Origin of the sequence: Halomonas elongata DSM 2581 (assembly GCF_000196875.2) — a bacterium.
In the GTDB taxonomy this organism is placed as follows: Bacteria; Pseudomonadota; Gammaproteobacteria; order Pseudomonadales; family Halomonadaceae; genus Halomonas; species Halomonas elongata.
Map to the genome: position 1 here is coordinate 1,209,830 of NC_014532.2, position 20,734 is coordinate 1,230,563.

Below are 20,734 nucleotides of genomic sequence, written 5' to 3' on the forward strand. Positions count from 1 at the left end.
GCTTTTCGTCATGACGCCCCGTTCAGACATAGAAATCAAGTTCTTCCAGTGACTTGAGCAGATCTCGCAGGCGATGGGGATCGTCGCCCTTGAAGTAGACCAGCCCCCAGTGCGTGCCGAAGGCCGTGCGCTTGGTGACGGTTTCCTGCTGGGGAGGCGCGAGTTCGTGGGACTCGAAATAGGGATGATCCTCCACTTCCTCGGGGATTTCCAGACGGTTGACGACCCTCAGGCGCGGATAGACGCCGAAGCAGCCGGCGTAACCGTCGGCGTCGACGACCTCCTTCGGGAAGAAGGCGGCCACATCCTCGGGCGTCGATTTGGGATCGAAGACCAGCATGCTGGCCTGGTAGGCATTGAAGCCATAGACGCGCTCGAGCAGTTCGAAGACCTTGAAGCCGGGTGGCCGGTAGGCGACCTCGCCGAAATACATCTCGCCGTCGCTGGTGACGAAGTATTCCGGGTGGATCAGGCCGAACTCGATATCGAAGGTCTTGATCAGCTTCTCGATCTGGGCGGTGATCTGCGGACGGTAGCGCTCGAGCTCGGGCGAGGCGGGCACGAACACCGAGTAGCCCAGGGTCACGTATTCGGAGATATTGAGAAAGGCGATCTTGCCGTTGTGGACCCAGGCCTCGACGGCAAACTCCCAGCCGTCCAGGTGGGACTCCATGAGTACCGGAAATTCTTCTTCCGGGATGGTGTCGACTTCATCCGGCGTGCGAATGACCCGGTGACCCAGGCAGCCGGCCTTGTCGAAAGCCTTGAGATGGATGGGATCGTTGGGGTCGCCATCGAGCTTGAGCAGCGTCTGGTTGACCCGCTTGAGAAAGCGGATGACGTCGTCCTTGTCGTGGGCCTCCTCGAAGATGCCGACACGGATGCCGCCAAGCTGTGCGCGTCGTTTCATCAGCGCCTTGTCGCGCAGCAGCAGCGACTGGCCGTAGAGGCGCGGATTGTCGAGCAGCACCGAGTTGATGGCACCGGCCCATTCCACGGTTTCCTCATACAGCGGGATCGCGACGTCGACGCCCATGTCCTTGAGCGTTTCGGCGATCTCCATGGAGCGGTCGTTGAGGCGCTCGAAGTTCCAGGAAACGTAGGGCAGGTCATGCTGCTGGCAATATTCCTCTGCCCAGTCGGGGGCCACGATCACGTAGCGGCGGTCGAAATTCTCGGCAGCCTCGATGGCGTTCAGGCTCCAGCCCAGCAGGGCGATGTAGCCCTTGTCGGGATCCTTTTTCATAGCTACCTCCATGGTGCGATGGACGAGGCATCGGCGCTCGCCCTTCGAATGATGCTACCTCTCAGCATAGTCGAGACACGCGCCATCTTGTGACGATCCGTACCAACGCAAGGCACGACAGCTTTCATGACTTGTCCGGAGGGCGTGTGCTTGTTATAGTGCGCGCCGCTCGATAAGCAATTGATCGCCCGTCGAGTTCGACAGCAAAATGTGTCGTCTGTGGTGGCCCCGTCGGTCCTCCCGCAACGCTAAATCGCAAACCCCGCCAGGCCCGGAAGGGAGCAACGGTAGTGATGGATGCGTGTGCCGGGATGTGGCTGTCGGGGCCGCCTCCATTCTGGCCCGAGCCATTTCCCCCATACCTGTCTTTCCCGTTACTACTGCCTTTTTTGCGCCATTCTTCCGTGTTCATCCCGCTTGTGCATGGTCAATCCTGCCTGCGTATTAACAGCTTGATGAAACGAAGTGGCGGGCCGATCATCCAAGGCAGTGGCGAACTCGAAAAGGAGGCCAGGATGAACGCCAAGCGCATTCTCGATCAGTTGATGAAGCAGGCCGGTGGCAGCTCCGGGGCGGGCGGCACGGATCTCAAGGGCATGGTCGATAACCTGTCGTCCCAGTTCTCAAGCGGCAGTGGCCAGGGCGGAGACCAGAAGGGCGGCGGTTTTGACCCCAAGCAATTGCTGGGCGGTGGTGCCCTGGGCATGCTGATCGGCTCCAAGCGGGGGCGCAAGATGGGCGGCAAGGCGCTCAAGTATGGTGCCATCGCCGGTGTCGGCATGCTGGCCTGGAAGGCCTGGCAGAATTCTCGGGGCGGTGCCGATGGCGATGAGGCACGTGAAGGTCGGCCCATGGATCATCTCGAGGGCAACCAGCAGGAACAACGCAGCCTGGAGTTGCTTCAGGCGATGATCATGGCGGCCCGGGCCGATGGCCACGTCGACGAGCGGGAGCGTGCCATGCTCGCCGAGCAGATCGACGAAATGGGTGCCGATGACGAGCTGCACGATTGGGTGGAACGTCAGCTCAAGGCGCCGCTCGACGCGCTGGCCCTGGCGCGCCAGGCAGACTCGCCCCAGGCGGCCCGGGAGATGTATCTGGTCAGTGTCGCGGTGATCGACGACGACAATCCCATGGAGCGCGCCTGGCTCGACCAGCTGGCCTCCGCGCTGGGGCTCGATGATCAGCTCAAGCGCGAGCTGGAGCAGCAGGCGGTATCTTCCTGATATCCTGTCAGCCCTCTGAGATGCTCAAGGAACAGATACGCCGATGTTGACCTTCCACAGTGCCGCCACCCAGCAGCGGCGAGCGCGTACCGAGCTGGATGGCGGCGTCCTGGTGACGCCCTATGAGTGCCCCGAGCGTGTTGATCTGGTGCTCGAGCGAGTGCGCAGGACAGCGCTTGGAGAAGTACGCGAGCCCGATGACTTCGGACTCGAGCCGGTCCTGGCGATCCATGATCGTGACTACGTGGACTTTCTGGCCGGGTGCTGGGACGAATGGCAATCCCTGGGGCGCCAGGGCGAGGCGATCGCCTGGATCTGGCCGACACGCACCATGCCGGGCGATGTCATTCCCGAGCATCTCGATGGGCGGCTCGGCCACTATGCGCTCTCGGCGGACACCTCGATCTGCGAGGGCACCATCGAGTCGGCCCAGGCGAGCAAGGACATCGCCCTGTCCGCCGTTCGTCATAGCCTGACCACCGGCGAGCCAGCATTCGGCCTGTGCCGGCCGCCGGGCCATCATGCCGCTACCGACCAGTTCGGTGGTTACTGCTTCTTCAACAATGCCGCCATTGCCGCCCAGTACGCGCTGGATCACGGCCTCGGCCGGGTGGCGGTGCTGGATATCGATTTCCACCACGGCAACGGCACCCAACAGATCTTCTACGAGCGCGATGATGTGCTCTTCCTGTCGCTGCATGGCGATCCACGCCAATGCTTCCCGTATTTTCTTGGTCATGCCGAGGAGACCGGCCGGGGCAAGGGCGAGGGCTTCAATGCCAACTATCCGTTGCCGCCGGGCACCGATTTCGCGACCTGGGCCAGCGCCCTGGACGATGCCCTGGCGCGCATTCGCGCCGCCGGCTGCGAGCTTCTGGTCGTCTCGCTCGGCGTGGACGCCTTCGAGAACGACCCGATCAGCGAGTTCAAGCTGACCAGCGACGACTTCAGCGAGGTCGGCCGCCGCCTGGCCGGTCTGGGATTGCCGACGACCTTCCTGCTCGAAGGCGGCTACGCGGTGGAGGAGATCGGCATTAACGTCGTCAACGTGCTGAGCGGCTTCGAGGCCGGTACGGCTGCCTGACCGGCCTCGAAGGTATCGGGCTTTGCTGGCGTCATGCGGGTGGCAGGTGCGGTACCCAGTCCAGGGCGCCGAAACTCTCGGCGCCGATCCAGACGATGAAGCCCAGGTAGAGTGCCAACAGCACGACGCATTCCGGCTTCGACAGCACCATCCGGGTGCGCATCATCAGAAACAGTGCCACGGTGGCGGCGGTCAACGCCGCCATCATCGGCGCGGCGATGGAGAAATTGACCATGGCCCCGCCGGCGATCAGCACCCCGGCGGGGATGCACACCAGTAGATCGAAGGTGTTGCTGCCGAGCACATTGGCGATACTGGTGATGCCACGCCCTTGGCGGGCGGCGCGAACCGAGACGAAGGCGTCGGGAATGGAGGTGCCGGCGGCGACCACGGTGATCCCCCACAGGAAGCTCGGGGTATCGAAGATCTCGCCGAAGTTCAGGGCGGCCTGTACCAGCGCCTCGACACCGATGACGATCACCAGCAGCGACAGCCCCAGTCGCAGCCATTCGCGCCCCGGCCGAATGTCGCTGGCGTCGACGTCCGATTCGTGTTCCAGGGTGTCCTGATACTGCACGAACAGGTAGAGCCCGTAGAGGGCGATCGGGATCAGCGCCAGCAGCGGGGTCAGTTCACCCTGGATGACGCCCGACGAGCCTTCGCTCGGATGATAGATGGCGGCGAAGGAGAAAGTCAGGGTCAGCACCGCCACCGCGATCATGTAGAACTGCGCCTCCTTGTAGACCAGATCGCGATTGGCGGTCAACGGGTGCCGGCTGGTCAGTCCCGACAGCGCCGGGATCACCAGGATATTGAACAGCGCCGAGCCGACGATGGCGGCCACGCCGAGCTCGAACTCGCCGTGGAGCAGGGTGGAGATCACCGTGGTGGAGAGCTCCGGGAAGCTCGATCCCACTGCCACCACGATGGCGCCCTGGACGATGTCGGGGAGCTGGTAATAGGCCGAGAGCCGCTCGCTGGCGCGTTCCAGCAGGCCGCTGCCCCACCAGATGATGGCCGTGCCGACCACGGCGACCAGCGTCCAGAGAAGAATCGGTGCCATGATGCGCGTTCCTTGCGTCGTTGAAAGAAGAGTCGGTGGAATGCTGGCACGAAGATAGCAAAGGCCCGCGGCCGACGCAGGGAGTATGGAACAACGCCGCGACTTTGCGCCCCGGGCGCCACCCGGTAGAATGAGCCGACTTCCAGAGGATTCGCCGTGATCGGCGAATCAGACGTTTCCGGCTGCCAGCCGGCCCAGCTGCAAGGATTCCGAGCCGCATGAGCTATCAGGTACTGGCCCGCAAGTGGCGGCCGCGCACCTTCCATGAACTGGTCGGGCAAGAGCATGTCCAGCGCGCGCTGGTCAATGCCCTGGACCAGGGGCGGCTGCATCATGCCTACCTGTTCACCGGAACTCGGGGCGTGGGCAAGACCACCCTGGCGCGCATACTGGCCAAGTGCCTGAACTGCACGGCGGGCGGTCCGGGCGACGAGGCCGTGACCTCGCAGCCGTGCGGGCAGTGCTCGAACTGCCAGGCCATCGATCAGGGGCGCTTCGTCGATCTGCTCGAGGTCGACGCCGCCTCGCGCACCAAGGTGGAGGACACCCGCGAACTGCTCGACAACGTGCAGTACGCGCCGACCCAGGGGCGCTACAAGGTGTATCTCATCGACGAGGTACACATGTTGTCGACCAGCAGTTTCAACGCCCTGCTGAAGACGCTGGAGGAACCGCCGCCCCACGTGAAGTTCCTGCTGGCGACCACCGATCCGCAAAAGCTGCCGCCCACGGTGCTGTCGCGCTGCCTGCAGTTCACGCTCAAGCACATGCCGCCGGAACGCATCGTCGGTCATCTCTCGATGGTGCTCGAGGCCGAGTCCGTGCCCTTCGAGGAAAGTGCGCTGTGGCTGCTCGGCAAGGCGGCCGAGGGCTCGATGCGCGACGCCATGAGTCTCACCGACCAGGCCATCGCCTTTGGCCAGGGCGAGGTTCGTCATGGCGATGTGGCAGCCATGCTGGGCACTCTCGATCATCGGCACGTGCTGGCGTTGATCGAGGCCCTGGCCGAGGCGGATGCCGCCCGGTTGTTGGCCGAGGTCGCCGCGCTGGCCGAGCAGGGGCCGGATTTCGCCGCCGTGCTCGATGATGTCACCGCCATCCTGCACCGGCTGGCAATCGCCCAGATGGTGCCGGATGCGCTGGACAACGGACACGGTGACCGGGATGACCTGCTGGCGCTGGCAGCGCGTTTCACCGCCGAGGATATCCAGCTCTATTACCAGATCGGTGTGCAGGGGCGGGGCGACATGGGCCACGCGCCGGATCTGCGCACCGCACTGGAAATGACGCTGCTGCGCATGCTGGCCTTCCGTCCCCAGGGCGTGCCGAGGCCCGCCAAGACGCCGCTGCCGATGCGTGGCGAAAGCAGTGGCGGAACAGGTAGTCCGAGTGGCGGGTCTTCCGCCTCGCCTGCCGGGGAGGAGAAGGCGCCTGCCGGCACCGAGGCAGCGGCGCCCGAGCCGCCTCCTGCGGAGGAATCGGCCAGGCCACCTGAGCCCACGGCAACACCTGAGCCCACTGCAACGCCTGAGCCCGCCCCGGGAGCGGTGCCCGAACCGGCTGTCGAGCCCCCAGAATCACCTGAGGCACCGCGCGAAGCGCCGCCCCAGCAGGCTTCGACGCCGCCCTGGGAAGACATGCCAGCGAATCCGGAAACCTCCGCCGAGCCGGCTCCACCCGAGCCGGAAGAGAGCGTTGAAGCGCAGGCCCTCGAACCTGACGAGGTGGCATCATCCGTCGCGTCGGCTCCCGATATCGATAGTGCACCGCCGGTCGAGGTGGCGCCCGAGGCGGCGCAACCGGCGCCTGCCGAGGCGATCGAGGAAGAGCCACCGATACCCGCCGCCGAGCCTGTCGCGGCCGATGGCACCCTGACCCACGATGCCTGGCTGGCGAGCTTCGATACCCTGAGATTATCCGGACTCACGCGCAACCTGGCGGCCCACTGCATGGTCGAACATGATGACGGCGAGGTCCTGCAATTGCGCCTGGATCCCTCCCAGGCAGCGATGCAGGCCGAGGTGCACGTGGAGCGCATCCGGGAAGCCCTGGCCGGGGCGGGGGTCGAGCGGCGCCTGGTGATCAGCGATGGCGAATTGCCCGAGTCGGTGGAAACGCCCAAACAGCGTGCCGACCGGCTCGCCGCCGAGCGTCATGCCCAGGCGGTTGACGCCCTGAAGGCCGACCCCCATGTTAAGCAGTTGCAGCAGGCATTCGGTGCGCGCCTGGTCGAGGCATCGGTCAAGCCGTCCGGCGAGCACGCTCGGGGCTGAGCGGGCCCAATGTATTGACGAGACAACGCGCGTCGGTGGTGAAATGCCGCCACCGCGCCGACATATTTCACGAGACGAGGATACCGCCATGATGAAGGGTGGAATGGGCAACCTGATGAAGCAGGCCCAGGAAATGCAGGACAAGATGCAGAAGGCCCAGGAAGAGGTCGCCAAGGCCGAAGTCCAGGGCGAGGCCGGGGCCGGTATGATCAAGGTGACCATGAACGGTCGCCACGACGTGATCTCGGTCGATATCGACCCGAGTGTCATGGAAGAAGACAAGGAACTGCTCGAGGACCTGCTCGCCGCCGCGGTCAATGATGCCGTGCGCAAGGTCGAGGCCAGCTCCAAGGAGCTGATGGAAGAGGCGACGGCTGGGATGAATCTGCCGCCGGGTTTCAAGATGCCCTTCTGAGGATGCACTGATTCATTGCTGCGCTCGACATCCCGGCCGCCGGCGGTACTCAGCGTCCTCATTTACTGTCGTGTAAACTCCGGGGCTTGCGTGCCGGCGGCGGCCGGCCTGTCTTCGCTCGCGACATGAATCAGCGCGCCATCTGGAGTCGTTGGTCGCCTTCCCTGGACAGCAGGATGCTAGACATCATATGAGCTTTTCCCCTCTGGTTGATCGGTTGATGGAGTCTTTTCGGGTGTTGCCCGGGGTAGGGCCCAAGACTGCCCAGCGCATGGCCATGCATCTGCTCGAGCGTGATCGCGAGGGCGGTCAGCGTCTGGCCGAGGTGCTGGGTGTGGCGCTCGAGCAGGTCGGCTATTGCCAGCGCTGTCGTACCCTGACCGAGGAGACGATCTGCGCGTTGTGCAAAAGCGACCGACGTGACGACAGCGTGCTGTGCGTGGTGGAATCGCCCGCCGATCTGCTGGCCATCGAGGAAGCCAGGGGGTATCGGGGGCGCTATTTCGTGCTGCATGGCCATCTCTCGCCGCTGGATGGCATCGGTCCCGAGGACATCGGGCTCGACCAGCTCGATGCCCGGGTGGCCGAGGACGGTGTCGAGGAGGTGATTCTCGCCACCAATCCCACCGTGGAGGGCGAGGCGACCGCCCACTACATCGCCTCTCAACTGGAGCCGCGCGGCGTGAAGCTGTCGCGGCTCGCCTATGGCGTGCCCATGGGAGGCGAGCTGGAGTACGTCGACGGCGGCACCCTGAGCCGAGCCTTCAATGGTCGCTTGCCTTTCGAGAGCGAGTGATCTCATTTTCCCACCGGAATCCCGCATGCCCCTGACTCCCGAGATTCGCTGGATCGACACACCGGAGGCCCTGGACGAGGCCTGCGCCGAGGTGGCCGAGGCCGATGTCATCGCCCTGGACACCGAGTTCTTCCGCGAGAAGACCTTTCACCCCGTACCCGCCCTGGTCCAGTTCTGTGTCGGCGGTGCGGCCTACCTGGTCGATCCGACGGTGGTGGCCTGCACCGACGCCTTTCGCCGGCTGCTCGGCGAAGGGCCGGTAAAGCTGCTGCATGCATCCAGCGAGGATCTGGAGGTCTTCCTCCACTGGGCCGGCGTGACGGTATCGCCGCTGGTGGATACCCAGATCGCCCAGGCGTTGCTCGGCGAGGTGCCGGCGATGGGCTATCAGAAACTGGTCGAATTCTGGGTCGGCGAAACCCTGCCCAAGGACGAAACGCGCTCGAACTGGCTGGAGCGGCCGTTGAGCGAAACGCAGACGACCTATGCCGCCCTCGACGTGATCTATCTGCTGGAGGTATGGCAGGTCCAGCGCGATGCCCTGGAGCGCTACGGCAGGTTGGGCTGGCTGGAGGAAGAATGCCGGAAACTGGTCGATCAGGCGGCGCGCGACGAGCAAAGCGATGGCCAGTGGTACCTGCGACAGCGTCAGCTATGGCGGCTCTCGCCTCGCCAGATCGAGGCATATCGGCGGCTCACCACCTGGCGCGAGGGCGAAGTTCGCCGGCGTGACCTGCCGCGTGGCTGGCTGGCCAGCGACAAGCTGCTCTATGGCATCGCCGAGCGCATGCCCGAGAACCGCTACGAACTGGCCAGTGTGGAAGGCATGAAGCCGCCCCTGGTCAAGCGCGAGGGGGATACCATGCTGGCGCTGGTGCGCGAGGCGCGCCACGTCGAGGAAGAACAGCTGCCGACGCCGCCCTGGTCGCCCATGGAGTCTGCCTTCAAGAAGCGCTACAAGGCACTCAGGCAAGTGGTCGGTCGTGAGGCCGAAGCCCTGGGAGTGGCGCCGGAAGTGTTATTGCGCCGCCGCGATCTCGAGGCCCTGGTGAGTGCCTCGCTGCGGAATGAACCGCTGCCCATGCCCGAAGGCTGGCGAGGCGAAAGGCTTGCCGAGGCGCTCGAGACCGTCCTTCACGAAACATCGGAAACGTCATGACCTACTTCAAGGGCAAGCTGCTGTGCGAAGTCTTCAAGAGCCCGCGCAAGGATGAGATGTATCTCTTCGTGGACAAGACCCAAGGGCTCGCCGAGGTCCCCGAAGCCCTGCTCGAGCGCTTCGGGGAGCCCGTCTCGACCATGAGCCTGCTGCTCACCCCCGAGAAGCGGCTGGCCCGTACCACGGGGGCCGACATCATGGCGGCCATCGAGGAAAAGGGCTATTACTTGCAGTTGCCGCCGGCCAAGGATGAGTACCTGCTGGATCTCTATCGTGCGCCGACGGAAGCGAAGTACTGAAGCGGGAAGAGGCAAGAGATAAGAGGGAAGAGGGAAGAGGGAAGGACATAAGCGGCGAGCAGCGAGACTCGAAAACCTAGACTCGCAGCTCGTCACCTCGAACCTTGCTGCTCGCATCGCTCGTAGCTCGGGAGAATCATGAGAGAACGTTTCTGGGAACGCTTTCCCCTCGAGGAATTGACCGACGAGGAGTGGGAGGCGTTGTGCGATGGCTGTGGCCAGTGCTGCCTGATGAAGCTCCAGGATGATGACGGGGACCTGGCGGTGCTCAATGTGGCCTGTGAGCTGCTGGATATCGGCAGTTGCCGGTGCAGTGACTATGAGAACCGCTTCGAGCGTGTGCCGGACTGCCAGCAACTGACGCCGGAGCGCGTCGAGCAGTTCAACTGGCTGCCGGGCTCCTGTGCCTATCGCCGCCTGGCCGAGGGGCGCAAGCTTGCCGGCTGGCACCCGTTGATTTCCGGCGACCCCGAGCGTGTCCATCGCAAGGGGATCAGTGTGCGCAGCTTCGCCGTTTCGCAGCAAGGTATTCCGGAGGAAGCACTTGAAGACCATATCATCGCCATTATTCCCGTCGATAACTGAGGCATTCCGGGAGCTTGCCGTGAAGCGGCGACGCAGGCGCATGGCCGCCGTCCTGCTCGGAACGGTACTGCTGACGCTGGCGTCATCGGCGTCGGCAGGTGAGCGGGTCGAACTGTTCGCGGCGGCATCGATGACCGATGCCATCGACCGTGCGGTGGCGCGCTTCGAGGCGACGCATGACGTGGACGTGGTGCCGGTCTATGCGGCTTCTTCCACGCTCGCGCGGCAGATCGCCAACGGCGCACCGGCCGAGCTCTACATCTCCGCCAATGTCGAGTGGATGGACTGGCTGGGCGAGCAGGGGGTAACGCTGAGCGAACGCGCCGACCTGGTCCACAATCGTCTGGCCCTGGTGGCGCCTGCCGACACGACGCGCGAGCCGTTCACTCCGGGAGAAGGGGAGACGCTCGCCGCGCGGCTAGGTGGTAGCGAACGTCTGGCCGTCGGCGACCCGGCGCATGTGCCGGCCGGTATCTACGCCCGGCAGGCGCTGCAGTCGCTGGGGGAATGGGAGGCGCTGGCGCCGCGGCTGGCGCGTGCCGACAACGTGCGGGCGGCGCTGGCCCTGGTAGAACGCGGCGAGGCGCCTTTGGGTGTGGTCTATCGCACCGATGCCGAGGCCAGTGACGGCGTCAGGCTGTTGGGCTTGTTCCCGTCCGACTCTCACGAGCCGATCATCTATCCCATCGCCGCGATCGGTGCGCATCCTTCTGAAGGGGCCCTGACGCTCCGCCGCTGGCTGGAGAGTGACGACGCCAAGGCGATATTTCAGCGGGCGGGATTTGGAACCTAAATTCGAGTCACGCGATTCGAGCGGCTAGTGCCTCGCGTCTGATAAACGGAGGTCCAAGGGACCAATACCATGCTGAGCGATGCCGAAATCGAAGCTATCCTGATCAGTCTGCGGGTCGCGGGTGTTGCCGTGGCTTGGATCCTGCTTCCCGGCATCGCCGTGGCCTGGCTGATGGCGCGTCATGAGTTTCGCGGCAAGGCACTGCTCGATGGCCTGCTGCATCTGCCGCTGGTCCTGCCGCCGGTGGTGGTGGGCTACTTGCTGTTGGTGTCGCTGGGCAGTCGAGGCCTTCTGGGAACATGGCTCAACGAGTGGTGGGGCGTGCGCCTGCCGTTCACCTGGCAGGGGGCCGCCGTGGCCGGTGGCGTCATGGCCTTTCCGCTGCTGGTGCGCGCCCTGAGGCTCTCCCTCGAAGCGGTCGATCCGCGCCTGGAGGCCGCCGCCAGCACGCTGGGCGCCGGGCGCTGGCGGGTCTTTGCCACCATCACGCTGCCACTGACGCTGCCGGGCTTGTTGACCGGCAGCGTGCTGGCCTTTGCGCGGGCTCTCTCGGAGTTCGGTGCCACCATCACCTTCGCCTCGAACATTCCCGGCGAGACGCGCACCTTGCCGCTGGCGCTTTATTCGTTAATCCAGACGCCCGGCGGCGAGGCGGCGGCGGCCCGGCTCTGCGCCTTGTCGGTCGTGATCGCGATGATTTCCCTGGTGGCGTCCGAGTGGCTGGCCAGGCGCGCACGCGCCCGGCTCCAGGGGCGGGACGCATGAACCACGACAGCGGCCTGATTCTGGAGGTGAGCCAGCGGCTCGGGGAGTTCTCCCTGGAGGCCGACTTGACCCTGCCCGGGCGCGGCGTGACGGCGCTGTTCGGCGCTTCCGGCAGCGGCAAGACGAGTCTGCTGCGCCTGATTGCTGGCCTCGACAGGCCGGATCGCGGCCGCATCTCGCTGGATGGCGAACTCCTGGTGGATACTGCCACGCGTCGCTTCGTGCCGGCCCATCGTCGTCGCCTCGGCGTGGTCTTCCAGGAAGCCAGGTTGTTCCCGCACTACCGGGTGCGCGGCAACCTGGCCTACGGCATGCCGGCGCACATGGCGTCGCGCTTCGAGGCCGTCGTCGGCTTGCTGGGCATCGATCATCTGCTGGCGCGCTACCCGGCCACGCTGTCCGGTGGCGAGGCGCGTCGCGTGGCCATCGGGCGAGCCCTGCTCAGCGACCCGCGTCTGTTGCTGATGGACGAGCCGTTGACCGGCCTGGATGGGGCGCGCAAGCGGGAACTGCTGCGCTATATCCAGCGTCTGGCCGACGAGGTCGATATTCCCATCGTCTATGTCAGCCATGAACCTGCCGAACTGGTCGAGATCGCCGATACGCTGATCCTGATGGAGCAGGGGCGCGTGCGTGCCCAGGGCAAGCTGGATGCCTTGATGGAACGCTGCGACCTCGCCGATGCCCTGGGGGGCTTCGATGCCGCCATGCCCCTCGAGGCCAGCGTCCAGGCGCACGATGGGGCCTACGGGCTGACCCGCCTGGGTCTCGATGATGGTCAGGTTCTTATCGTGCCCGGCATGACGGCCCCGCTGGGGCAGCGCGTACGGCTACGCGTGCCGGTGCGCGAGGTGGCGCTGGCGTGTGCACCGAGTGCCGAGCTCAGTTATCGCAACCAACTGGTCACGGTCATCGAGCAGGCCTGGGTGCCGCCCGGCGATGCGACCACCATGGAGCTTCGCCTGCGCCTGGGTAGCCAGATGCTGGGCGCCCGCTTGACCCGCAAATCCTACGACGAGCTTGGTCTGGCCGTGGGTCAGGAAGTGACGGCGCTGGTCCGCGCCGTCGCCTTCGCACCAAGAGACGCCTGATGATGTGGCTCTTATGAGCCACGAGTTGCGAGCTGATGAGGTGCCAGCTCCGGGGTTTGGGGTTCGAAGCTCGCATCTCGCTGCCCGCTGCGATCCGGCTGACCCTTTAGCCTCTTCTCCCTGCTTCTTCCCTCTTATCTCTTCCTTCTTATTGTCTTCTCTTATCTTCCCCCTTTCATGCTTTCCCCAGCGCCCAGAGAATGAAGGCATCCTCCCGCGCGTGGTCATGCCAGGCCTTGAAGCGCCCGGATGCACCGCCGTGGCCGGCATCCATGTCGGTGCGCAGCAGCGGCGGAGGCGTGTCGTCGGGACCGGCCAGCTCGCTGAGGCGGGCGTAGAGCTTGGCCGGCTCCCAGTAGGCGACTCGGGTGTCGTGCCAGCTTCCCTGCAGGAAGACGGGAGGCCAGGGGCGCTCGGGCAGGTTGTCCAGGGGCGAGTAGGCCTGGAGGCGTTGACGTACGGCCGGATCGCGCGGATCGCCCCATTCGCTGTATTCGGCGGTGGTCAACGGCAGGTCAGGATTCTGCATGGTGCGCAGAACATCGACGAAGGGTACGTCGAGCACCGCCGCACGAAAACGCTCGGGAGACAGGTTGAGGCTGGCGCCGACCAGCAGTCCGCCGGCACTGGCGCCATGGGCCACGATGCGTTCGCCGTCGCTGATGCCTTGCTCGACCAGGGCATCCCGGGCGGCCAGGAAATCATGGAAGCTGTTGGCCTTGTGCTCGAGCTTGCCGGCCAGGTACCAGGGCTCGCCGCGTTCGCCACCGCCACGCACATGGGCGACGGCGAAGGCGACTCCGCGGGCCAGCAGTTCCAGGCGAGCCACCGAAAACCAGGCATCGAGCACCTCGCCGTAGGCGCCGTAGCCGTGGAGCAGGGTCGGCAGCGGGTGTCCCGTCAGGTCTGCACGCATCACCACCGAGACCGGTACCCTTTCGCCGTCGTGGGAATGGGCCCAGAGACGCTGGCAGGTCAGGTTTTCGGGCTGCAGGTCGCCATGTATGGCCTGGCGCTTGAGCAGGCGACGCTGGCCGCTGTCCAGGTCGACTTCCGTCCAGCTCGGCGGTTGGGTGAATGACTCCTCGCGCAACCTGAGGCGGCGCGCGTCGAAATGGGGCGTGGCACCCAGCGCCTGGCTGCAGGGTGTCTCGTTCAACGCAAGCCAGTGGTCGCGTTGTCGGGCGTGGGCCGCGTCGAGCTCGATGACGCGTAGCCGGACCTGGGCTTCGTGATGGTCGCGCTCGGTGAGCACCAGCCCCCAGGAGAAGGAGTCGACGCCCTCCAGGGTGGTGTCGTCGCGGTGTTCGACCAGTGTCTCGCCGTCCGAGTCCGGGTTGGTCTCGTCGCAGCGATCGAGCCGGAAGTGGGGGGCGTGGCGGTTGTGCAGCACATAGAAGTGGCCGGGGCGATGATCGATGGCATATTCGACGCCGGCTTCCCGGGGCTGGAATCGCCAGGGGGCACTATCCGGGGACCGGGCGGGAACCAGGTGGGTCTCGCTGGTGTCCTTGGAGGCGGACTCCAGCACCAGCCACTCCCGGGAGCGTGTCTTGCCAAGCCCGAGCCAGAACTCCGGATCTTTCTCGTGCAGTATCAGCGCCTCGTGGTCGATACTCGGAGAGGGCGCCGTGAGCCGCAACGACAGGCGCCAGATGCTCTCCGGGCGTTGGGTGGCATCGAAGCGCGTGAACAGCAGTGTCGTGCCGTCCTCCGCCCAGCAGAGCTCGGGGCCGATGTCGTCGAGCAGCTTGACCGGCGGGTCGTCGGGCAGATGTTGCAGCCAGAGGGCGAAGATCTCGTCGCCCTGGGTGTCCTCCGTCCAGGCCAGCCAGGTCTCGTCGGGGGAGAGCGCCATGTCGCCGATCTCGAAGAAGGCGCTGTCGCGGGCCCTGGCTTGAGTGTCGAAGAAGGGCTCGGCGGTTTCCGGCGCGTCGTTGGCGTGGCGCCACCATACCGGGTGATCGGCATCCGCCGCCGTCTCGCTCCATACGGTGAAATGGTCCAGCGCTGTCGGCAGGCCATGAACGGCCAGTTCGCGACGCGCGAGGTGGCCGTGATAGAGCCGCTCGGTGAGATCCTCCAACGGGGCGAACCAGCGGCGGGCCTCATCGTTGGCGGCTTCGAGGAAGGCTGTCACCTCGGGAGCGTCACGCTGCTCCAGCCAGTGCCAGTGGGGGTCGTCGGGGCGTCGAAAGCGTTGAACGGGGCGGGCGCTAGCGTCGGTATTGGCGTTTCGGTCACGTGGCGGCTGTGCTTTCATGCTGCTGGATGTACCATACTCGGAATGAATTCAATAAGGTGCGTCACTGGGGAAGCTTTACCATACGCCGATGGGGTTATCGATGCTGATTTCGGATTCTATATCTCTACTATGGCTGAGCTACGGCGTATTGTCGCTGGTGGTGCTCGGCACGGGCTACCTGGGGCTGGCTTTTTTGCCGCGCCTGCCACGGCTGGTGATCACCTGGGCGGTGGCCGGGATGATGTGGGTGCCCTCCAGCTTCAGCACGCCGCTGAACGATGCCGGCGACGCCTATACCGGCGTGGCGCCGGCCGTGGTGGTGGGCGGTCTGGCCTTCCTGGAAAAGGATGGCGGCACCATGGCCTCGGCGTTGCTGCTGGTGGCGGTGGCGGCTGCCATGGGCGGTCTGCTGGGCCTGCTGCTGTGGCGGCGCGGCCGCACGTCCGCCCGCCGGGCGAGCCGCGAGTCGAACGACGAGCGGAACGGAAAGGCATCGCGTACCGAGCGTCGTCGGGATGACCAGGAGCGCCGGGAGCCGGTCGTCGGTTAAGGAGCCGCTATGGCCAGAGTCGATTGCCGCGTCTCGTCCGTCTGCTTCGCGCTGGCGTTGCTGGTGAGCTGCCTGGGGTGGGGCAGCGGAACGGCTCTGGCCCAGAAGCCGGAGCAGCGCCCGGATGTGCGGGTGGTGGTCGATGTATCCGGCAGCATGAAGCGCAACGATCCCGACCAGCTGGCGGCCAGTGCCATGGAGCTTCTGGTGTCGCTGCTGCCGGGAGGCGTGAGTGCCGGCGTCTGGACCTTCGGTGAGCGGGTCGACAATCCGCTGCCCCTGGGGGAAGTGTCCGAGCAGTGGCGTGAGCGGGCTCTGGCGTTGCCGCCCGCGCTGCGTGACTATCAGCAGTACACCGATATCGAGACGGCACTCGAGCAGGCCGCCTCGGCCGAGGCCAATGGCTGGCGACACCTGATCCTGATGACCGACGGGGTCATCGACCTGCCGCCGTCGCGGGGCAACAAGCCCGGCATCGACGAGGCCTCCCGGCAGAGGCTGGTGGAGAGCATGGCGCCGCGCTTCGCCGACCGGGGTGTGGTGGTGCATGCCATCGCCTTCTCCGACGAGGCCGACCTGGCCCTGGTCGAGCAACTGGCGCAGCGTACCGGTGGGCTGGCCAGCGTGGCCAAGTCGCCGGAGAGCCTGCTGGGCGCCTTCCTGGACATCATCGAGCGAATCTTTCCGGCCGACCAGTTGCCGCTGGAAGAGGACGATCGCTTCGTCGTCGATCCGAGTGTGGAGAACCTCTCGGCGCTGGTCTTCCACGGCCCCGACGAAGGGCCGGTGACCCTGGTGGCGCCGGATGGCACCCGCTATACCGCCGAGACCGCCCCCGACGACATCCGCTGGCAGGTGGAGCCTCACTTCGACCTGATTCGCGTGCCCGACCCCGAGGCCGGCGAATGGCGCATCGAGGGACCGGTGGGACCGAAGAGCCGGGTCAGCGTGTCCTCCCCCTGGCGGCTGAGCACGTCGGGGCTGCCGACGACGCTGTATCGCGGCTTTCCGGTGCCGGTGGAGGCCTGGCTCGAGCATGAGGACGCCGAGGCGCCGTTGCTCGACAACCTGCGTTTTTCCGTGACGCTGGTGGGAGATGGCGACGAGATGCTGGCCTCGGAACAGCTCGCTGCCACGACCGATGGTCGCTTCCGGGGCCGGCTGTCGGCGCCGATGCAGACCGGCAATGCCCGCTTGCTGATTCGGGCCCGGGGCGAAGGTTTCGAGCGGCAGCGTGGCCAGGCCGTCAATATTCTGCCGGCGATCGGCGTTGCCCATGATCCGGCCAGCAACGACCTGGTGCTGGCCGCCGAGCATCCCCGGCTCAACCGCGACAACACCAAGATTCATGGCGACTTCCAGGGGCAGCGTCTCGAGGCCGCCGCGGTGGACGAGACCCGGTGGCGGTTACCCTTGCCCGAGCTGGAGGACGATACGAGCCAGCCGCTGCTTCTGGTGGCGACAGTGACCCTGGACGGCGAGACCCGTGAACTGACGCTGCCGACCGTGACCCTCAACGCCGATAGCGAGGTGGGCATCGGCCGGCCCGACATGGCTGGACCGACGCTGTCCGCCGAACGCTTCGCCGAAGCGGACGAAGCGACGGTCAGCGAGCCTGAGGTCACTATCGCCGATCGCTTCGTCGAGTGGGTCAATGCCGTGCCAGCGCTTGTGGGTGATGCCTGGCAGGCAGGCTGGCCCGGCGTGGAGCGCGCCGTCGCGAAGCACGGCAGGGACCCGCGGCTATGGATCGTCATCGGGGCGTTGCTGCTGCTGTGGCTGGTGTCCATTGGATGGCGCCGTCACCGTCGGTCACGGGGCAAAACGAGGGAAGAACCGCATGTGTGAGCCCACGATAATTCTGAATGATCCTTAATAATCAGATTGATAGGCTTAGAAACGTGTCTCACAAGCACGTCGGAAGGTGGTGAGTAAGGCGTTGTTTTTGCTCATTCGGCGTCACTGGCGTGAGACGCACAATTTTACCCATAGTGGGCGATATTCACTGGAGGGAACCATGACCATCGACACCACGATTGACCAGTACCGCGAGACCAAGGAGCGCATGCAGTCGATCATCGATCAGCACATGTCCGCCGCGTTCGACGAGCTCAAGGAAGAATTCGGCGCTACTCCGACTTCCGTCATGCTGAACATCGTGGAGAGTCATCCGCTGGGCGACAAATACCCGAATGGCGTCTATGCGGGTAGCCGGATCGGTCTTGGCGGTGAGTAATGATCCGCTGCATCGTAGCCGGCGGCCGCGACTTCGATGACTGGCCGCTGATGAAACGCAAGCTCGACGCGATATTCGCCAACCAGGAGATGGTCGAGATCGTGAGCGGTGGGGCGGCCGGTGCTGACTCTCTGGGTGAACGATATGCCGAGGAGCGGAGCTGGCCGATACGGCGTTTCCCTGCCGATTGGCAGAACCTGGGTCAGCGGGCCGGGCCGCTCCGCAACGCGCAGATGGCCGCCTATGCCACGCACCTGGTCGCGTTCCCGGGAGGGAAGGGCACTGCTGACATGCTGAGGCAGGCCCGGGAACGCGGGTTAACGATTCGGCAGATCCGACGCAGCTCCTCGACCACCTAGGACGACCTTGGGTGTAAGCAAGTTGTACAAAGCTACACATTCTCTGCTAGCGTTGTAACAACTAGATAATTAAACCCTATAACCAGAAAAGTCGCACAATAATGCGAAGCAGGGAGGGGGTATGAAAAACTCATGCGAGCCAGACTATTACCGCGCTTTTGAGGCGCTCCTCGCCGGAAACTCCCAGCCTATGAACGCCTACTTCCAAAACAGGCGGAAGTTTCACGAAATAGAAGGTTGCTTAGACCAAAAGCAGCTAATGGAATTGGAGCCGCAGGTTCTGGCGCAAGACCAGCACCATTAGCGTGACGCGACATGCCGTCCCTGGCGACGACGCCCGTCCTTGGGCGACGTATGCTGTGGGCATCACGCCTTCCAACATAGCCCGCCCTCAGCGGGCCGCTATCAGTGATCAACGCTTGAACGTATAGGAGATCGCCGTCACGCCCCCGCGATGATCCCGAACCGATCCGGGGGCGTGTACGTGATCGTGCCGCCCTGGCTATCATCGACCTCTCGCGGTGCCCGGTCGTAAACGCTGTCGTACTTGGCCAGGCGATCAGGGTCGTCGAACACCTGGGCGTAGACGGCATTCGCCGTTCCTTCACCGACGTACTCAGCCTCGGCCAGCATCTCGACGCTGGACAGGCCACGCCACGCTTCGACCTGGTGCTCGCGCAGCCGCACATAGGTCATAGCCGCGTCACCCTGTCGGATCAGCGGCGTGTGGGCCAGATTGACGATCTCCGGCGGCTCGATGGCCTCACCAGTGTCAGTCCGCTGCTTGAGGTACTCGGGGTGGTACATCTGGAGATCCTGCAGCAGAGCTGGGAAGTCCGGGATATAGAGAATCGCGTCGATCATTGCAGGGCCTCCAGATCAGCTTGGTCCATCATGAACGGGTAGTAATGCACCCGTCGGATATAGCCATTAATCACACCGGTGGCGCTCGTGTGCTGCGTTCCGAGCGTCATGCGCGTCACTTCCAGGTACTTATTGCTAATCGCACCGGGAGAACGTGAATTGGCCCCGTTGTCGATGGTCACGTGCATCGGTCCGGCTTCTTCGTAGCTCAAGGCGTACCGGGTCATACCAGGATGGAGGTCCAGGTTGTAGGAGTTCCCATTGAATGAATTGCCCTCTGGTGTCGTCACATAAATTTGCCCCTCCTTTGACAACACCATGCGCTCATTGCCTCGACCCGCCCCCAGGGTAAGGACGTTATCGCTTGAATCTCCTCCTGCCTTAACTGACATCTCCACGAAGACTGACGCTTGGCGACGATTCTGCCAGCCGTCAGCGAGGACCCGAATATTGTCGGACTGCCGTGTTTCGGTAGAGCCGTTCGTCCAAATCGGCGAGGTGGGAGCGTTTCGTACCTCTAGCTGCCCCCAATAAACATCGATACCGCTCGTGCCGTCGCCGGTGAAGGTCTTATTGCCGTTATCATCCATAACAAAGACATGGACCCACGATCCGTTGTCTGTAGCCGTACCCGCCACCTCGCACCGATACCACCCATCGGGCAACGGAATAATTCTGGCATAGGTGGTATCCGGCCCCGTCCAGGTGACCGACTCAGACCCGGCGTCAAATGTAGCCCCGACCGATCCACCGAAGCCATTCACCCTGATCTCGATCCGTTCATACCCCTGTGGCTTGAAGTGCAGGTAATACGAAATGTCAGCATTGGTGTTGTCAGGATTGTTGGGTTGGCGGACGTAGTGGTCAGCAGACACTGCGGTGGGGACGATCCTATCCGGGGCTGTGCCACTTTTACCTCCAGGGAAGACGTCTGCCCCACCTGGCCGGTCAACCTCGTTGTTGTTGACGCTCCAGTTGTTGCACTCAGGGATTTCGTTCGTGGACGTCGGCTCGTTGAGATGCCCAAGCGGCGCCCCGGTGTTCGGATCATACTCATACGCAAGTGTATCCGCCGGCACCTCAGTCAGGTTCCCTTGTGCGCCCCATACCCACTTCGACGAGCCTCGGTTGACCGACAGAATGCTGTATGGGTCGATGCCGTGCTCGAGGCGGCGGGCTCCCCGCATGTAGATCCGCTCTAGGAAATCGAGCATCAGCGACGGCACCGGCTTGTCGGTCTGCTGCTGGATCAGCCCGAGCAGCGCCGTCTCGCGGGCATCGATGGTGTTGGCGGTTTCTGCCTGGGCGGCTAGCAGATCGTTCGTGGCCTGGGCGATGTTGCCGCCGGAGTAGTTGCGAATCGCGTCAATGAGGGCAGTGGTTCGGGTACTCAGGTTGCTGATTTCATCCTGCAGGGCGGGATCGAGTTCTGCCATGGATTACACTCCGAAAAAGTCGATGGCATAGCGGACGTGACGACGCATATCGGCGAGCTGGCCGGATACATCCATCATTGCGTTGTTGAGCGCCAGCTTGGCGGCTTCGAAATCGCTGCGTGCATTGGTGAGCGCGTCCTGCTCGGCCTGCGCTTCGGCGGCGAGGTTTTGTAGCAGCGTGATGGCCTCGGCATCCGTCATAGGGCCTCCTACAAAAAAAGCCGCCTCGAGGGCGGCTTGGTGAGTCGT

Annotated in this window: 21 protein-coding genes and 1 other RNA gene; 16 read left to right on the plus strand and 6 right to left on the minus strand. The window is 64.5% G+C overall.

The genetic code is table 11. The features are described 5' to 3' along the window. Positions 1-22: 22 nt before the first annotated feature. Positions 23-1,246, minus strand: a complete 1,224-nt coding sequence (locus HELO_RS05690; RefSeq protein ID WP_013331807.1) for an ATP-grasp domain-containing protein — start codon at positions 1,244-1,246, stop codon at positions 23-25. A 229-nt stretch (positions 1,247-1,475) separates the two neighbouring features. Between HELO_RS05690 and ffs the strand changes: the two genes are divergently transcribed. From ffs to HELO_RS05705, 3 genes are all read left to right on the plus strand, one after another. Next, positions 1,476-1,572, plus strand: an RNA gene (ffs, locus tag HELO_RS05695) — signal recognition particle sRNA small type. Between the two features lie 189 nt (positions 1,573-1,761). Continuing rightward, positions 1,762-2,472, plus strand: a complete 711-nt coding sequence (locus HELO_RS05700) for a tellurite resistance TerB family protein (RefSeq protein ID WP_013331808.1) — start codon at positions 1,762-1,764, stop codon at positions 2,470-2,472. A gap of 43 nt (positions 2,473-2,515) precedes the next feature. Further along, a complete protein-coding gene (locus tag HELO_RS05705; protein ID WP_013331809.1) occupies positions 2,516-3,556 on the plus strand; it encodes a histone deacetylase family protein in 1,041 nt (346 codons plus the stop codon). 31 nt (positions 3,557-3,587) lie between these two features. Here the strand turns inward: HELO_RS05705 and HELO_RS05710 are convergent, their stop codons facing one another. After that, complete coding sequence (locus tag HELO_RS05710; RefSeq protein WP_013331810.1) at positions 3,588-4,619, minus strand: sodium:calcium antiporter; 1,032 nt, start codon at positions 4,617-4,619, stop codon at positions 3,588-3,590. A gap of 218 nt (positions 4,620-4,837) precedes the next feature. Between HELO_RS05710 and dnaX the strand changes: the two genes are divergently transcribed. The 9 genes from dnaX to modC all read left to right on the plus strand — a co-directional run bounded on the left by dnaX (position 4,838) and on the right by modC (position 12,795). After that, positions 4,838-6,892, plus strand: a complete 2,055-nt coding sequence (gene dnaX, locus HELO_RS05715) for a DNA polymerase III subunit gamma/tau (RefSeq protein WP_013331811.1) — start codon at positions 4,838-4,840, stop codon at positions 6,890-6,892. An 88-nt stretch (positions 6,893-6,980) separates the two neighbouring features. Further along, complete coding sequence (locus HELO_RS05720; protein ID WP_041601939.1) at positions 6,981-7,307, plus strand: YbaB/EbfC family nucleoid-associated protein; 327 nt, start codon at positions 6,981-6,983, stop codon at positions 7,305-7,307. Between the two features lie 190 nt (positions 7,308-7,497). Next, on the plus strand, positions 7,498-8,103 hold the full coding sequence (recR, locus tag HELO_RS05725) for a recombination mediator RecR (protein WP_013331813.1): 606 nt from the start codon (positions 7,498-7,500) through the stop codon (positions 8,101-8,103). A 25-nt stretch (positions 8,104-8,128) separates the two neighbouring features. Continuing rightward, on the plus strand, positions 8,129-9,262 hold the full coding sequence (gene rnd / locus HELO_RS05730) for a ribonuclease D (RefSeq protein WP_041601940.1): 1,134 nt from the start codon (positions 8,129-8,131) through the stop codon (positions 9,260-9,262). Then, entirely contained in the window at positions 9,259-9,561 is a 303-nt protein-coding gene (locus tag HELO_RS05735; protein ID WP_013331815.1) for a YcgL domain-containing protein, read from the plus strand. Before rnd ends, HELO_RS05735 begins: the two co-directional genes overlap by 4 nt. A 138-nt stretch (positions 9,562-9,699) precedes the next feature. Further along, entirely contained in the window at positions 9,700-10,146 is a 447-nt protein-coding gene (locus HELO_RS05740) for a YcgN family cysteine cluster protein (protein WP_013331816.1), read from the plus strand. Between the two features lie 19 nt (positions 10,147-10,165). After that, on the plus strand, positions 10,166-10,939 hold the full coding sequence (gene modA / locus HELO_RS05745; protein ID WP_013331817.1) for a molybdate ABC transporter substrate-binding protein: 774 nt from the start codon (positions 10,166-10,168) through the stop codon (positions 10,937-10,939). A gap of 69 nt (positions 10,940-11,008) precedes the next feature. After that, on the plus strand, positions 11,009-11,704 hold the full coding sequence (gene modB, locus HELO_RS05750) for a molybdate ABC transporter permease subunit (protein WP_013331818.1): 696 nt from the start codon (positions 11,009-11,011) through the stop codon (positions 11,702-11,704). Next, a complete protein-coding gene (gene modC, locus HELO_RS05755; protein ID WP_013331819.1) occupies positions 11,701-12,795 on the plus strand; it encodes a molybdenum ABC transporter ATP-binding protein in 1,095 nt (364 codons plus the stop codon). The genes modB and modC overlap by 4 nt, the downstream gene beginning before the upstream one ends. 175 nt (positions 12,796-12,970) lie before the next feature. On the opposite strand, the gene HELO_RS05760 is transcribed toward modC, so the two are convergent. Further along, positions 12,971-15,058, minus strand: coding sequence for a S9 family peptidase (locus HELO_RS05760; protein ID WP_013331820.1), 2,088 nt, complete (start codon positions 15,056-15,058; stop codon positions 12,971-12,973). Positions 15,059-15,140: 82 nt separating this feature from the next. Here HELO_RS05760 and HELO_RS05765 point away from each other — a divergent pair, with 82 nt between their 5' ends. The 4 genes from HELO_RS05765 (at position 15,141) to HELO_RS05780 (ending at position 18,185) form a co-directional block, all read left to right on the plus strand. Next, positions 15,141-15,590, plus strand: coding sequence for a hypothetical protein (locus HELO_RS05765; RefSeq protein ID WP_013331821.1), 450 nt, complete (start codon positions 15,141-15,143; stop codon positions 15,588-15,590). A gap of 9 nt (positions 15,591-15,599) precedes the next feature. Continuing rightward, entirely contained in the window at positions 15,600-17,438 is a 1,839-nt protein-coding gene (locus tag HELO_RS05770) for a vWA domain-containing protein (protein ID WP_013331822.1), read from the plus strand. A gap of 169 nt (positions 17,439-17,607) precedes the next feature. Beyond that, positions 17,608-17,826 carry a hypothetical protein gene (locus HELO_RS05775; protein WP_013331823.1) on the plus strand — a complete coding sequence of 73 codons (219 nt, stop codon included), beginning with the start codon at positions 17,608-17,610 and terminating at the stop codon, positions 17,824-17,826. Next, the gene (locus HELO_RS05780; protein WP_013331824.1) at positions 17,826-18,185 is read left to right on the plus strand and encodes a DUF2493 domain-containing protein; all 360 of its coding nucleotides are present in this window, start codon (positions 17,826-17,828) and stop codon (positions 18,183-18,185) included. Before HELO_RS05775 ends, HELO_RS05780 begins: the two co-directional genes overlap by 1 nt. Before the next feature lie 441 nt (positions 18,186-18,626). On the opposite strand, the gene HELO_RS05790 is transcribed toward HELO_RS05780, so the two are convergent. The 3 genes from HELO_RS05790 to HELO_RS05800 are packed head-to-tail and all read right to left on the minus strand — an operon-like array spanning position 18,627 to position 20,686. Then, positions 18,627-19,049, minus strand: coding sequence for a hypothetical protein (locus HELO_RS05790; RefSeq protein WP_013331825.1), 423 nt, complete (start codon positions 19,047-19,049; stop codon positions 18,627-18,629). Continuing rightward, complete coding sequence (locus tag HELO_RS05795) at positions 19,046-20,485, minus strand: phage head spike fiber domain-containing protein (protein ID WP_013331826.1); 1,440 nt, start codon at positions 20,483-20,485, stop codon at positions 19,046-19,048. Before HELO_RS05795 ends, HELO_RS05790 begins: the two co-directional genes overlap by 4 nt. Positions 20,486-20,488: 3 nt before the next feature. Continuing rightward, positions 20,489-20,686, minus strand: a complete 198-nt coding sequence (locus tag HELO_RS05800) for a hypothetical protein (protein WP_013331827.1) — start codon at positions 20,684-20,686, stop codon at positions 20,489-20,491. Between the last annotated feature and the right edge of the window lie 48 nt (positions 20,687-20,734).